The 13,304-nt window shown below is 66.2% G+C and carries 12 protein-coding genes; 5 read left to right on the top strand and 7 right to left on the bottom strand.

The features are described 5' to 3' along the window. Positions 1–27: 27 nt before the first annotated feature. Positions 28–2,760, top strand: coding sequence for a hypothetical protein (locus tag V9E98_14625; GenBank protein MEI2718200.1), 2,733 nt, complete (start codon positions 28–30; stop codon positions 2,758–2,760). A 30-nt stretch (positions 2,761–2,790) separates the two neighbouring features. Next, positions 2,791–3,258, top strand: a complete 468-nt coding sequence (locus tag V9E98_14620) for a nitroreductase/quinone reductase family protein (GenBank protein MEI2718199.1) — start codon at positions 2,791–2,793, stop codon at positions 3,256–3,258. Here the strand turns inward: V9E98_14620 and V9E98_14615 are convergent. From V9E98_14615 to dacB, 5 genes are read right to left on the bottom strand one after another with little or no spacing between them, the layout of a single operon-like run. Further along, a complete protein-coding gene (locus V9E98_14615) occupies positions 3,247–4,341 on the bottom strand; it encodes an amidohydrolase family protein (protein MEI2718198.1) in 1,095 nt (364 codons plus the stop codon). The two genes, V9E98_14620 and V9E98_14615, sit on opposite strands and share 12 nt — an antisense overlap. Then, positions 4,338–4,880 carry a hypoxanthine phosphoribosyltransferase gene (gene hpt / locus V9E98_14610; protein MEI2718197.1) on the bottom strand — a complete coding sequence of 181 codons (543 nt, stop codon included), beginning with the start codon at positions 4,878–4,880 and terminating at the stop codon, positions 4,338–4,340. Before hpt ends, V9E98_14615 begins: the two co-directional genes overlap by 4 nt. Positions 4,881–4,898: 18 nt before the next feature. Then, positions 4,899–5,858 (bottom strand): tRNA lysidine(34) synthetase TilS, encoded by a 960-nt coding sequence (gene tilS, locus V9E98_14605; protein ID MEI2718196.1) that lies wholly within the window; start codon positions 5,856–5,858, stop codon positions 4,899–4,901. Further along, positions 5,855–6,898, bottom strand: a complete 1,044-nt coding sequence (locus V9E98_14600; protein ID MEI2718195.1) for a zinc-dependent metalloprotease — start codon at positions 6,896–6,898, stop codon at positions 5,855–5,857. Before V9E98_14600 ends, tilS begins: the two co-directional genes overlap by 4 nt. A gap of 18 nt (positions 6,899–6,916) precedes the next feature. Next, positions 6,917–8,269 (bottom strand): D-alanyl-D-alanine carboxypeptidase/D-alanyl-D-alanine-endopeptidase, encoded by a 1,353-nt coding sequence (gene dacB / locus V9E98_14595; protein ID MEI2718194.1) that lies wholly within the window; start codon positions 8,267–8,269, stop codon positions 6,917–6,919. Between the two features lie 150 nt (positions 8,270–8,419). Here dacB and V9E98_14590 point away from each other — a divergent pair, with 150 nt between their 5' ends. Further along, entirely contained in the window at positions 8,420–8,941 is a 522-nt protein-coding gene (locus tag V9E98_14590; protein MEI2718193.1) for an inorganic diphosphatase, read from the top strand. A gap of 18 nt (positions 8,942–8,959) precedes the next feature. On the opposite strand, the gene V9E98_14585 is transcribed toward V9E98_14590, so the two are convergent. Both V9E98_14585 and V9E98_14580 read right to left on the bottom strand, forming a co-directional pair. Beyond that, positions 8,960–9,718 (bottom strand): CPBP family intramembrane glutamic endopeptidase, encoded by a 759-nt coding sequence (locus tag V9E98_14585; protein ID MEI2718192.1) that lies wholly within the window; start codon positions 9,716–9,718, stop codon positions 8,960–8,962. Between the two features lie 21 nt (positions 9,719–9,739). Beyond that, complete coding sequence (locus V9E98_14580; protein ID MEI2718191.1) at positions 9,740–10,228, bottom strand: DUF2505 domain-containing protein; 489 nt, start codon at positions 10,226–10,228, stop codon at positions 9,740–9,742. A gap of 216 nt (positions 10,229–10,444) precedes the next feature. Here V9E98_14580 and V9E98_14575 point away from each other — a divergent pair, with 216 nt between their 5' ends. Both V9E98_14575 and V9E98_14570 read left to right on the top strand, forming a co-directional pair. Next, positions 10,445–11,275 (top strand): DUF6544 family protein, encoded by an 831-nt coding sequence (locus tag V9E98_14575; protein ID MEI2718190.1) that lies wholly within the window; start codon positions 10,445–10,447, stop codon positions 11,273–11,275. A 241-nt stretch (positions 11,276–11,516) separates the two neighbouring features. After that, positions 11,517–13,304 carry a M1 family metallopeptidase gene (locus tag V9E98_14570; protein MEI2718189.1) on the top strand — a complete coding sequence of 596 codons (1,788 nt, stop codon included), beginning with the start codon at positions 11,517–11,519 and terminating at the stop codon, positions 13,302–13,304.

Below are 13,304 nucleotides of genomic sequence, written 5' to 3'. Positions count from 1 at the left end.
TCTGCCGGTTCGGGCCAGGATCATCCCATGACTGATCACCCCGACCCGTTCTTCGGCTCCCCAGCCCCTGAACGCAGTGCGCCGCGGACGGGCGAGGCCGCCCGGATGGACGAAGTGGGACGGCTCGATGAGGGACCGGAGGAAGCGGGCCCCTGGTACCACTGGGGCCCATACCTGGCCGAGCGGGGATGGGGCACGGTCCGGGAGGACTATTCCGACAACGGTGACGCGTGGGACTTCTTTCCCTACGAGCACGCACGCAAGCGGGCGTACCGGTGGAACGAGGACGGGATGGCGGGCCTGTCGGACCTGCGCCAGGACCTGTGTCTGGGTCTCGCGTTGTGGAACGGCCGCGATGACCACATCAAGGAGCGGATGTTCGGATTGGCGGGACCGCAGGGCAACCACGGCGAGGACGTCAAGGAGTACTGGTGGTTCACCGACGCCACCCCGAGTCATGCGTGGCTGTCCTGGCGCTACCACTACCCCCAGGCGGCGTTCCCCTACGAGGACCTGTTGACCACCAACGCCGAGCGTGACCGCAGCGAACCCGAATACGAGCTGGCCGACACCGGGGTGTTCGCCGACGACCGGTATTGGGCGGTCACGGTCGACTACGCCAAGGCCACGCCCACGGACATCTGCATGCGGATCCTGGTCACCAACCGGGGCCCCGAAGCCGACACGATCCACGTATTGCCTCACCTGTGGTTCCGCAATACGTGGGACTGGGGCCGCAAGTCCGCACTTCCGCAGTTGTGGCATCAACCTCAGGCGATGTCCGCGGGCACGATCATGGCGCAGCACTGGCGGGCGGGGGTGTATCGATTCCAGGCCGCGGAGACCGACACCGGTGTCCAGCCCGTGCCGTTGTTCTGCGACAACACCTCCAACGACCTCGCGCTCTGGGGTTCGCCGAACCGCAGCGAATACCCGAAGGACGGCATCAGCGATCACGTGGTCAACGGCACGGCCACGGTCAACCCCAATCGCACGGGAACGAAAGCTGCCTGGTGGTACACGAGCGAGGTGGGGCCGGGCGAGACGGTCGAGTTCCGCTTACGCCTGGCGGGTGAATCCCCGGAACACCCGGCACACCATCCGTCGTCGCAGCACGGTTTCACCAAACTTCTCGACCAACGACTGGCCGAAGCCGACGAGTTCTACTCGCAGTTGGCGCCCGACGACATCAGCGAGCCCGAGGCCAGCGTCATGCGCCAGGCGTTCGCCGGGATGATCTGGGGCAAGCAGTTCTACCGGTACAACGTGGCCCGTTGGCTCGATGGTGATCCGGACGAGCCGCCTCCACCGCCCGAGCACCAGCACATCCGTAACGAGGGTTGGCGCAACGTCGACTGCTACGACGTCATCTCCATGCCGGACCCTTGGGAGTACCCCTGGTTCGCCGCCTGGGACCTCGCGTTCCACACCGTGGTATTCGCTCACGTGGACTCGCTGTACGCCAAGTACCAACTGCTGTTGATGCTGCGGGAGTGGTACATGCACCCCAACGGAGCGATACCGGCGTACGAATGGAACTTCGACGACCGGAATCCTCCGGTCCACGCCTGGGCAGCGATCCGCGTGTTCGAGATCGATGGTGCCTGGGACTTCGACTTCCTCGAGAAGGTGTTCCACAAGCTCCTGGTCAACTTCACCTGGTGGATCAACCGGGTCGACACCAAGGGCAACAACGTCTTCGAGGGCGGTTTCCTGGGGTTGGACAACATCGGGCCCATCGATCGTTCGAACGTCCCAGCCGGTGCCCGCCTCGAGCAGGCCGACGGCACATCGTGGATGGCGTTCTACTGCCTGTCCATGCTGCGCATCACACTGCGGCTGGCCGAGCACGACAGCGTCTACAGCGACATGGCCTTGAAGTTCCTCGAGCACTTCGCCGCGATCACGGACGGCATGGCGGACGTCAACATGTGGGATCCCGACGATGGCTTCTTCTATGACCAACTCGTACTCCCTGACGGATCCCGAGAGCCGCTTCGGGTGCGCAGCGTCGTCGGCTTGATCCCGGTTCTCGCCGCTGCCTACATCCCGGGGATCGCCCACCTCGAGCAGGCGCAGAAGCTGCGGCGTCGATTCTTCAAGTTCATGAGCAAACGCGATGTCGCCCAGGCCGACACGGAACGTTCGGGGTTCGTCGCGACGCAGTGGGACGGCGAGGCTGGGCACTGGCGGATTCTGCTGACCGTGGTCGACCCCGACCGACTGCAGCGCGTCCTCGCCGACGCCCTGTCCGAGGACTCACTGCTGTCTCCCTACGGTTTGCGATCGCTGTCGAAGTCGCACGAAGCGAATCCCTTCTCGCTGCAGATCGACGGGCAGGAGTACAGCATCGACTACGAACCGGCGGAGTCCCGCACCGCCATGTACGGGGGGAACTCGAACTGGCGGGGGCCGGTATGGTTCCCCATCAACCACCTCGTCATCGAATCGCTGGAACGATACGCGATGTATCTGGGCGATGACTTCACCGTGGAGTGCCCGACCGGCAGCGGACACTCGATGACGCTCAACCAGGTCGCACAGGAGTTGCGGACCCGACTGATCTCGCTGTTCCTGCCTGACTCCGCGGGGCGGCGGCCGTGCAACGGCAACCATGAGCTGCTCGACGCAGCGGGGTGGCGCGACCACGTCTTGTTCAACGAGTACTTCGATGGCGACAACGGGGCCGGGCTGGGCGCCACCCACCAAACCGGTTGGACGGGGCTGGTCGCCGACCTCATCATCGGGCGGCGCGGATGACGCGCGATCTTCGGACGGTAGGGTTCCCGCATGCAATACCGGGATGTGATGCGGTGGTTGGGACATCAGCGCTGGTTCGCGTGGACAGCGGCCCGTGTGGCTCCGCTCGATGCCAAGGTGATCCAGAGGACCGGAGGGAAATTCGGATTGCTGGGCAACTACGGACTTCCCCAGTGCCTCGTGACCACCACCGGGCGGAAATCCGGCCAGAAGCGGACCGTCACGTTGCTCTACGGCGAACTCGACGGTGACCTCATCCTGGTCGGGTCGAACTTCGGGCAGAAGAACCACCCGGCGTGGGCACTGAATCTGGAGGCTGACCCGAAGGCAACTGTGACCATCAAGGATCTGCCCCAGGAGATGGTCGCGCGCATGGTGACCGACCCCGACGAGCGCGAGCGGATCTGGCAAGCCATGTCGGAGATCTGGCCTGCCTACCTGGCCTATCGGGGCCGAGCGGGCCGAGAGATCAAGTTGTTCGCCCTGTCAGCGGCTTGACCACACGCGCGCAACGGACAGGTCGTCGTCCAGGAGTACCAAGTCCGCCGGGGCGCCGACAACCAGTTCCCCGGCATCGAGTCCCAACGCCTGAGCCGGCGTGGCCGTAGCGGCCGCCACGGCCACCTCCAGACCCGCGCCTTCGGCGAACAGGCGTACCGCCCGATCCAGGGTCAGCGTCGAACCCGCGATTGCACCGCCGTCGGCGAGTCGGGCGACCCCGTCGATCACCTCGACCGCGAGCCCTCCCAGCACATAGGCGCCGTCGGGCTCCCCGGCTGCAGCCATCGCGTCTGTCACCAGCGCGACCCGCCCGGCCGCCGCCCGCTCCGCGAGGTGAAGCAGCGGAGGTGCCATGTGTACTCCGTCAGCGATCAACTCCACCGTGACCCGAGGATCCTCGGTCAAAGCGGGGATGGGACCGGGATGTCGGTGATGAACACGACGCATGGCATTGAACAAGTGAGTGGCGACCGTCGCGCCGGCGTCGATTGCCGCCATGGTCTGCTCATAGGTGGCGTCAGTGTGGCCGATGGCCGCGACGACCGAATTCGCCCGACATTCCCGAATGGTGGCGATGGCCCCTGGGCGTTCGGGGGCAAGAGTGACCATCCGGACATAGCCCTCACCCGCCGCCACCAGTGTCTCCAGCTCGCCCGGCGAGGGATCCCTCAGTTGGGTCGGGTCGTGCGCCCCACGGAAGCGATCGGCGAGCCATGGCCCCTCGAGGTGAATCCCAGCGATGACCCCTGCGCGGCACAGCGGGACCAATGCGGTGATCTGGCGGGCCATGTTCTCGGTGGACGCCGACACGAGTGAGGCGATCACAGTTGTGGTGCCATGTCGGCGATGGCAGTCAGCCGCGACGCGGGCCTGCTCAGGGTCGCCGGATTCGAAGGCGGCGCCCCCGCCGCCATGGCAGTGGATGTCCACGAACCCGGGGACCATGGTGCCGGACACGCGCTCGGCTCCGGGAGGCGGTTCGTCGGTTCCCAACGCCTCGATCCTGCCGTCGGTGACGGCGATCCACCGGGCGGAGGCGTGCGGCGTGATGATCCGATCAGGCGCCAGGACCGTGCTCATGCGGGGGGCAGCGTCCCGATCACTCGCAGATTCCGGTACTTCTCGGCGTAGTCCAGTCCGTACCCGACGACGAAGGCGTTGGGGATGTCGAATCCCAGGTACTTGACGTCGAGGTCGACCTTCAGCGCCTCCCGCTTGCGCAGCAGCGCACACACCTCCAGGCTGGCGGGGTTCCTGGCAGACAGATTGCGCAGCAACCAGTTGAGGGTCAGCCCCGAGTCGATGATGTCCTCGACGAGGATGACGTGACGACCCTCGATGTTGCTGTCGAGATCTTTCAGGATGCGGACCACGCCCGACGAGTTGGTCCCGTACCCGTACGACGACACAGCCATGAAATCCATCTCGACGGATTCCGGTATCGCCCGCGCCAGGTCGGCCAGGAACATGACCGCGCCCTTGAGGACGCAGACGAACAACAACGAGTCGCCGGTATGGTCCGCGGCGATGTCCGCGGCCAATTGCCGGACCCGCCGGTTCACGGTGGCCTCGTCGATGAGGACTTCCGCGAGTTCACCCGCGATGTCGTTTGGCTCCATCACGCTCCGTTCCAGGGTTCATCCGTCGACCACGAGCCTGCCACACTCGCGCCGGAGAACCACGCGCCCCGGCAGATGAAGGGGACCCTGGCCGCGCCAGGCGGTCACCAGGCGATCGATGTCGGCGACGTGACTCGATGTGAGGTCAGTCGCCGGGGCCCCTGAATCCAACGCGAGACCGCGCAGGACCCGGGTTCGAATCGCTCGGGGCAACGCAGCGATCCGCGCGACCGGCCAGCCGGCGCCCGCAAGTTCCGCGCCGGTTTGCCGGGCCCACTCATCCAAGGCGTCGGCGTCATCTCGGGCGAGTTCGGCGGTGCGGGCCAGCGCCTGCGTCACACCCGGACCCAGCTGTTCCTCGAGCACGGGCAGGACGGTGTTCCGCACCCGGGAACGCAGAAATCGTGGGTCTGAGTTGTGGGGGTCTGACCAGGTCCCCACGTCACATTCGGCCAGCGCCGCCGCGACGACCGAGCGGGGGATGTCGAGCATCGGCCTGCGGTACCGGCCCCGCGCTCGGGGCATCCCGGCCAACGAGCGGGTTCCCGAGCCGCGCACCAGGCCCAGCAACACCGTCTCGGCTTGATCGTCGCGGGTGTGCCCCAGTAGAACCACGGCGTCGTCGCGGCCGGCCGCCAGACTGTCGATCGCCGCGTACCGCGCCGTACGGGCAGCAGCCTCGGGACCAACAGCGGATCCGTGCGCATCGACGACCAGGACATCGACGGGGTCCAGGCCGAAGAACCGACACGTGTCCGCGGCCCGAGTGGCCACGAGCGCTGAATCCGACTGGAGAGAATGGTCCACCACCACGGCGCCGATGCGACGGTCGGTGGCCGCGGCCGCTGCTGCGAGGGCCACCGAGTCCGGCCCTCCCGAACAAGCAACGAGGATGGAACGATCAGCCGCACAATCGGCCAGCTCAGTCTCGACGGCCCGACGGAGTCGATGAAGAGCAGGACCGACCCGACGACTCATGAAAGGACGCGATCGACCCAGGCACCCGGATCGGCGATCTCGGCGGTGGTGGGCAGGTTTTGGGGTCCGGCCCACACCTGGTTGAAGCCCTCGATCCCTTCCCGGTCGACGACTCCAGACACGAAGGCGCGACCCTCCGTGTATTGCCGCAGTTTGGCGTCCATACCCATCAGGCGCCGCAGCAGGCCATCGCCCGCGCCGGGGTTCTCGCGCCGCTGATCGAAGCGGCTTCGGATCACCGGGAGCGAGGGGACGATCTCGGGCCCCACCGCGTCCATGACGTAGTCGGCATGACCTTCGAGCAGGGACATGAAGGCAGTCATCCGTTCGAATACCTGGCGCTGGGCGGGGGTCTGGGCAGCGTCGATGATGCTCACTCCTGAGCCGCCGCGCAAGACGCCGAAGACAGCGGCGGCGATGGCCGCAACCCGCCGCAGGGCGTCGGCGTTGCTGAGCTCGACGCCGGCGAGGAACGTGTCGACTTCCGCGGTGAAGTGGTCTTCGAGCCAGGGAACAGCGCCGAACTGGACTCGATGGGTCTCTTCGTGCAGGCAGACCCACATGCGGAAGTCGTCGTGGGGCACGTCCAACTGCTGTTCCGTGGCGACGATGTTAGGCGCCACCAGCAGCAGTCGGCCCGGATTACCTGGACCAGTGATCGCTTCGTACTGACCCAAGACCTTGGTGGCGACCCACGACAGCATGCCGCCGAGCTGCAGAGCGGTGGCCTTGCCTCCCGCGGTGGCGGAGAACGAGTTCGGGTCGCGCCGTTCGTCGACCCGCCGCTCCAGCGAACTCGTGAGTAAGCGCATACCGGCGATGTTGGACTCGATCCAGGCGGGCCGGTCGACGACCACCGTTCGATGAGTGCCCGGGTCGGCCACCAGTCGTGTGGTCTGCCGCACAGGGATCACTGCTGCCGCTGCTGCCGCCGTGAGCGACTCGACGACTTCCTCCGCCTCGGCAGCTGTGACCGCAGGTCCTGGTGGCACGAAGCGACGCCCGACCGCGGTGGCGGTGTCCCAGTCAACCATCGACATGGGCTGAGCCTACGCGGGTCAACGAGAGGTGCCGGGACAGCCGCAGGCCGCAGCTGCGGCCATCATCTCGTCGATCTGAGCCGCCGCCTCGAACGGCGACTTCGCGTCATTCGCGATCGACGCGAACGCGAGCATGCGTCCACTTTCGGACTGCACGAAGCCCGCCAGTGAGCTGACGTAGTTCAGGGTCCCGGTCTTGCCGCGCAGCCACCCGGCCGCGGGTTCGGTCTGGATGGTCCGGAACCGGCCCTCGAGCGTTCCGCTGACTCCCGCCACGGCGAGTCCGCTGGCGATCGGCCACAGGCCGTCCTGCGCCCGAACCACGCGACGGAGGAGTTCAGTGAGGAGGTTCGGGGTGAGGCGATCCTCCCGCGAGAGACCGCTGCCGTCTCGGAAGGAGGACATGACCGTACTGACACCCATCTCTTCCAGCGCTTTGGTGACGGCCTTGCCGCCGCCGTCGAAGGATCCGCCGAACCCGGCGTAACGACCGGCGAGCCGGAACAGGTTCTCGGCGGTCTGGTTGTCCGAGGTGTTGAGGCTCTGCCCCACCATCTCGTAGACGGGGGCGGACGATACCGACGCGATCTCCTGCGCGGTCTCCGGTGATCGGTCCCGCTTGACCCCGCTGACCTTGACGCCACGCGCTTTGAGCAGGTCCGCGAACACATCGCCGGCCGCGATCGCGGGATCCTCCGCTATCGGACCCCACTCCCCACCGACACGGCCGTCATCGACGATCAGCGCCGACACCGGGGCGACGATGCCCTGCGTGCGGTAGTACTCCGGCCAGGTCGGCTCCCAGGCGGGGCCTTCGAACAGGCTGTCGTCCACGCGCAAAGCCACTGTGGCCGACCCCTGCGTCCGCAGCGCCGCCGCGGTATCCGCCGCCAACTGACGTAGTGAGGTAGGTCGGGGATAGACCGGCTCGCCCGGGCGAGCCTTGACCTTGCGCGACGTGAGCAGCGGGTCGCCGCCGCCCACGAGGTAGATGTCTGTCCCCGATGTGGTGACCCGGGTCTGGAGGGTGCGGTTGGGCCCGCCGTAGTGCAGCAGAGCCGCGGCGGTGGGGATCTTGTTGGTCGACGCGGGGATGAGAGCCAGCCCGCCATCGTCGTCGTAAAGGGGTCGCCCGGTCTCGGCGTCGATGATGAGAGTGCCTGCGTTGTCGCCCATCTTCTTCGACTTGGCCAGCGAGTCCACGCGCGCCGCCACCTGGGCGGGATCTTGTTCCGGGCCACTACTGCGGTCCACCGCGGTCAACACCACCGGGGCCTCGTCATCGTCGGCACCTGCCGGCGCGATGGCTGCCGGAACTGCGACGACCGCGGCCAGAGTGAACCCCAGGATGGATCCTCGACCCAGTCTCATGACGCGACCGCCCACGCTCGGTTTGGCCCTTCTGGTGGCGACAAGTGTTCTTCATCCCCCAAGATGACTCTTGACCAGCCCGACCCTGAGCAGCTCGATTTGGAGCAGGGTGACCCTGAGTGAGCCGATAAGGAGCCCAACGTGGAACCCATGACCTTCGACGTGACGATCGAGATCCCGGCCGGGAGTCGGAACAAGTACGAGGCTGACCACAAGACGGGCCGGATCCGGCTGGACCGACTGCTGTTCACCTCGACACGGTACCCCCACGACTACGGCTTCATCGATGACACGCTCGGCCTGGATGGCGATCCCCTGGATGCCTTGGTGGTGCTGGACGAACCAACGTTCCCGGGGTGCGTGATCAAGTGCCGCGCGGTCGGTATGTACCGCATGAAGGACGAAGCAGGCGGCGACGACAAGGTGCTGTGTGTCCCGGCCAGCGATCCGCGCAAGGAACACATGCGCGACATCTTCCATGTGTCGGAATTCGACCGCCTGGAGATTCAGCACTTCTTCAACGTCTACAAGGACCTCGAGCCCGGCAAGTCCGTCGAGGGCGCGACCTGGGTGGGTCGCAGCGAAGCCGAGGCCGAGATCATGGCATCTCGCAAGCGGTTCGAGGAGCACGAGACCGAGGGCGCAACGCCCGCGGAGTCCTCCGCCCAGTAGGGTCTGCGGTCACGACGGCTATCCCGGCAGCCAGGCGACCCGGTCCGCCACCATCGCGTACCCCACGAAGGCGACTGCGTCGATGAGGAAGTGCGCGACGACCATCGGACCCACACGCCGCCAGCGGTAGAACAGCCACCCGAACAGCAGTCCCATGGCCACGTTCCCGACGAAACCGCCGAAGCCTTGGTACAGGTGATACGCGCCCCGGATCAAGGCGGCAATGACGATCGCCCATCGAGGGCTCACCCCGGCCTGCTCCAGGCGAAGCAGGACGAATCCCAAGATCACCACTTCCTCGAGCACCGAGTTCATCAGCGCCTGCGCTAGCAGCACCGGCCACTGCCACCACATCCCGGATACCTCGGCGGCCGCGATCGAGACACTTAAACCGGCGCGGAACGCCACCAGATAGAAGATCAGTCCGGCGCCGCCGACGATCGCAGCCAGCGCCACTCCACGCACCAGATCGCGGCGCGGCTGGGTCAGATCGAATCCGATGACGGCGAACGAGTCCCCCGAACGATGAAGCAGGTACCACACCAAGGCCACGGCTCCGAGGGGGAGCACGATGAACGACACCTGGTAGGCGAAGTCCAACCACGGTCGGTCTGGTGTCACCGGCGCAACGAGTGTGGCCGTCTGGTCAGCCAGCGGAACGCCCGCGGTGAGCCGCTCCACCAGCGCCAGACCCGCTCGGATGGCGGACGCACCCAGGGAAACCCACAGGACTACGACGACTTCGGCGCCGTAGTCACGGCGGGTCAGTGAGGACATGTGCGGCGTCGGGCGCCCCCGTCAGTGGTTAGCGAGCCAACTCTCGTTGAAGGCGAGTTCCTTGACCAGGGACTGCTTGGTCTCCTCCACCACCATCTTCTCGATCTTGCCGCCCACGAGAGGGACCGAGGCTTTCACCTCGAAGTCGGAGGTCCAGTCACTACCGTCACCGGCCGGTCGGATCGTATTGTTCACCGCGATCACGACAGGGGACGCCTCGATCGTCATGTTGCCGACGTATCCGTCGCCGTCGGCGCGCCACACCTCGGTCTGCTTCATCTTGGTGGTCTCGCCCAGTACCTTCTTCGCCAGATCGGGCATGTTCGACGCGACTTCGCGGTCGACGGTGACGTTGAGTCCCCCGTCGTTGGGCTCGTGGTTCTCCACGGTGAAGGACACATCACCGAGGTCTTGGTACTTCCCCGGGGCGTAGTCCGGGTCCGACAGCATTGCCATGATCTGCGCCGGTGTCGCGCTGTAGTGGTCGGTGTTCGAGAACTTGGTGGCCACGTGGTCCTCCTGTTGGGGCGCAACACACGGTGCGTTGCTGACGGAAGGAAGTATCCCGGCAATCCGGTAACGGTTGCATGCCGAGCAGTGACGCTCCTGCTTATCCCGGCGAATGCGGGGTAACAATGCTCGGATACCGCGCCGGGTATAACACGTACCCGCAGAGATTCGAGCACTGTGACAGAAGTCCGAGCAGTATGAAAGAAGTGGGAGAAGATGCCTGACGCACGTTTGTTGGCCGGAGCCGCAGCCCTGTTCGGCGTAGGAGCGGCGGGACTCGGAGTCCCTGCCCCGGTGCCGGGCAGATCCGAGGCGAGGGCGGACATCGATTTCGGCGCACCCGACCCCGAATGGCCGGACCTACTGCACCAGTGGCTCACAACCACGAACGAGGGACTGGTCCCCGTCGCCACCACCGCCGAGTTCGTGGGCACGGGTCGCATCCGACTCGGTCGCTCCCCCTGGCTCCCCGTGAGCTACCGCACCAGCCATCACTTGGGACAGGAGTTCGTTGCCGAAGTGTGGGCGACGTGGTTCGGCCGCCCCGTGGTGCGGGGCATGGATGCCTACGTCGATCGACGTGGCTTGCAGCGGGCCCATGACACAGTGACTTTGGGGCCCGGCCTGGACTCGGACGGTGTGTCGTTCCTGTGGTCCGAAGCAATGCTCGTTCCGGCGACCTGGTCACTGTCCGGTGTGAAGTGGACCCAGACCAGCGACGACACCCTCACCTTGGATGTGGCGGGGCAGGACGTCGCCGCCCCCGTGACCGCCACTGTCACCTGTGATCCCGAAAGTGGCTTGCCGCAGACCTTCGAGGTTCCCTGGCGCGCCAAGAACCCCGAGGGGACTGCCGGCGCCGGCTGGCGCGTGTCTTACCGCGAATGGCGCGCCGTGAACAGTCAGTGGGCTCCCGGCCTGGTGGAAGTGCGATGGCTGGACGAAGAACGCCCTTGGTTCCGGATGCGTATGGAACCCGCGGCCCTGGACGCCGACGTGGCTCCTGCCTTGGATTCCGCGCGTGAGGTCCTGCGCTCTCACCTCTGACCCGGTCTCGAGGCGCACCGGATCCGGGCTTCGCCCGCAGCCATCCAGAGCAGCGTCACCTGATCGCCACGGTTGTCACCGGACACTGCGGGTAGCACTGGGGTGAAACCCGCTCGCGTTCCCACGCGTCCCATATTGGGGCGAAACCGAGACTTCCGGCCTGGGGTCGGAAGAGTAGATCGTCGCTTAGGGTGGTCAGGTGACACGGGGCGGGTCCTGTTGTCCGCGGAAAGGCTCGCGCATGTTCGCGCCCATGGGGATTCGATGGCTGACAGTGGCCACCACTCTCTCCGTCGCGTGCGCCCTCGTCGCCGCGCCTGCATCGGCGGTCGAGGCGCGCAGCCCGCTCGAAGGCTCGCCGCGCGGACTCGACCCCTACTTGAGCCCCCAGGGCAACGGCGGATACAACATCTCCCACTACGACGTCGATCTCACCTACGACGCCAAGACCCACGGAATCGCCGCGGCTGAGGTGCAGATCGAGGCCACCGCAGACCAGGGCCTGCGACAGTTCTCACTCGATGCCCGCAAGGGGCTCGACATCAAGTACGTCTCAGTCCGGGGCAACCCCACTGACTTCCGCCATTCAGGCGACAAACTCATCGTGGCGACCAAGCGAACCATCCAATCCGGATCCCGCTTCACGGTGGTCGTGCACTACTCCGGCGAACCTCGGCCTGTCCAGGACACCTCGGGCCGGGGCAAGTACGGCTGGTTGCGGACCACAAACGGCTCCGTGACTTACACCGAACCGACCGGGACTTCCACCTGGCTGCCCAGCAACGACGTGTTCTACGACAAGGCCACCTGGCAGATGCGACTCACCGCACCCAAAGGGCTGCTCGGCGTCTCCACCGGCACCTTCCAGGGCATCGACCGTCGCGGCAGCAACACGACCAGTTCGTGGCGCATGAACACCCCCATCCAGCCGTACATCCAGGTGGTGGCATTCGATCGCTTCGCCTACTCAACGGACCCCATCTCAGGGATCCCGGCCTTCACCGCCGTCGCTCTGCGGGCCGGTGTCACCGTCGGGACCATGCGGCGCCGGACAGCCGCCGCCCTGCGCTGGCTGGTTCCGCGTCTGGGCAAGTACCCCTTCCAGTCGACCGGCGCCATCGTCGTCGACGGCGCCAACTCGGCCATGGAGACTGCCGGTCGCCCGACATACAGTTCGGGAGCCTGGAACACGAGCCGAGCCACAGTCCTGCACGAACAGGCCCATCAGTGGTTCGGAAACACCATCACTGCTCACAACGCCAGCGACATCTGGCTGCACGAGGGATTCGCCACCTACCTCGAGAATGTCGAGACAGCAGAACGCACCAGCCGTGCCCTTGGGGACATCGTGCACGAGCAGTACGTATGGGACGGCTGGGGCGCACCGTGGCGCGGACAGTTCGGCCGCGTGTCCTTGCACGAGCCCACCATGAAGTATCTGTTGAACACGACGCCGTACTACCGCGGACAGGCCGCGCTGCACGCGCTGCGCCACGAAGTCGGCGACGCGGCGTTCTGGCGGATAATGCGGGACCTGGCGCTGGAGCCAGCGGGGCGCACCAGTTCGACAGCCGAGATCATCAGCCGCGCGGAGGAATCCAGCGCGCAGGATCTGAGCGGGTGGGCCGACAAATGGGTCTACTCCGTTGATGCGCAGCGGCTGCCGGAGCCGCCCACGCATGGGGCGGTCGTCACCCAGATGGGTCCCTATCTGCTCGACGCCGCCAGCGACTTCGTGTGGGATCCCCGAGGTCGACCGCTGGCCGCCATGAGTCGCGCCGAGAAGAGCTGGACCCCGCTCGACCAGCTCGATGTCACCGACGTCGCGGTCGTCAAGCACGGGTCGCAAGTCCGCTACTTCGTGGATTTCGAGACGCGGGTGGGTCTGTTCTTCCCCGAGCAGTACAAGTCGTGTCTGGTGTTCGACCGTAAGGACGACAAGATCCTCGCCGGCTCGTTCTTGGGTGTGCGTATCTCTGACTCCTTCGAGCCCAACAAGTTCACGTTGCGCGCCTGTGAACCGCGCTGA

Source organism: Candidatus Nanopelagicales bacterium, from assembly GCA_037045355.1.
In the GTDB taxonomy this organism is placed as follows: domain Bacteria; phylum Actinomycetota; class Actinomycetes; order S36-B12.
The sequence above is the reverse complement of the archived record's forward strand: the minus strand, read 5'-3'. Positions and strand labels throughout refer to the sequence as shown.

Excerpts from the sequence above, each read along its gene's own strand:
- V9E98_14625 (MEI2718200.1), top strand. The coding sequence starts at position 28 with ATGACTGATCACCCCGACCCGTTCTTCGGCTCCCCAGCCCCTGAACGC.
- V9E98_14620 (MEI2718199.1), top strand. The coding sequence starts at position 2,791 with ATGCAATACCGGGATGTGATGCGGTGGTTGGGACATCAGCGCTGGTTC.
- V9E98_14615 (MEI2718198.1), bottom strand. The coding sequence starts at position 4,341 with ATGAGCACGGTCCTGGCGCCTGATCGGATCATCACGCCGCACGCCTCC.
- hpt (MEI2718197.1), bottom strand. The coding sequence starts at position 4,880 with ATGGAGCCAAACGACATCGCGGGTGAACTCGCGGAAGTCCTCATCGAC.
- tilS (MEI2718196.1), bottom strand. The coding sequence starts at position 5,858 with ATGAGTCGTCGGGTCGGTCCTGCTCTTCATCGACTCCGTCGGGCCGTC.
- V9E98_14600 (MEI2718195.1), bottom strand. The coding sequence starts at position 6,898 with ATGTCGATGGTTGACTGGGACACCGCCACCGCGGTCGGGCGTCGCTTC.
- dacB (MEI2718194.1), bottom strand. The coding sequence starts at position 8,269 with ATGAGACTGGGTCGAGGATCCATCCTGGGGTTCACTCTGGCCGCGGTC.
- V9E98_14590 (MEI2718193.1), top strand. The coding sequence starts at position 8,420 with ATGACCTTCGACGTGACGATCGAGATCCCGGCCGGGAGTCGGAACAAG.
- V9E98_14585 (MEI2718192.1), bottom strand. The coding sequence starts at position 9,718 with ATGTCCTCACTGACCCGCCGTGACTACGGCGCCGAAGTCGTCGTAGTC.
- V9E98_14575 (MEI2718190.1), top strand. The coding sequence starts at position 10,445 with ATGCCTGACGCACGTTTGTTGGCCGGAGCCGCAGCCCTGTTCGGCGTA.
- V9E98_14570 (MEI2718189.1), top strand. The coding sequence starts at position 11,517 with ATGTTCGCGCCCATGGGGATTCGATGGCTGACAGTGGCCACCACTCTC.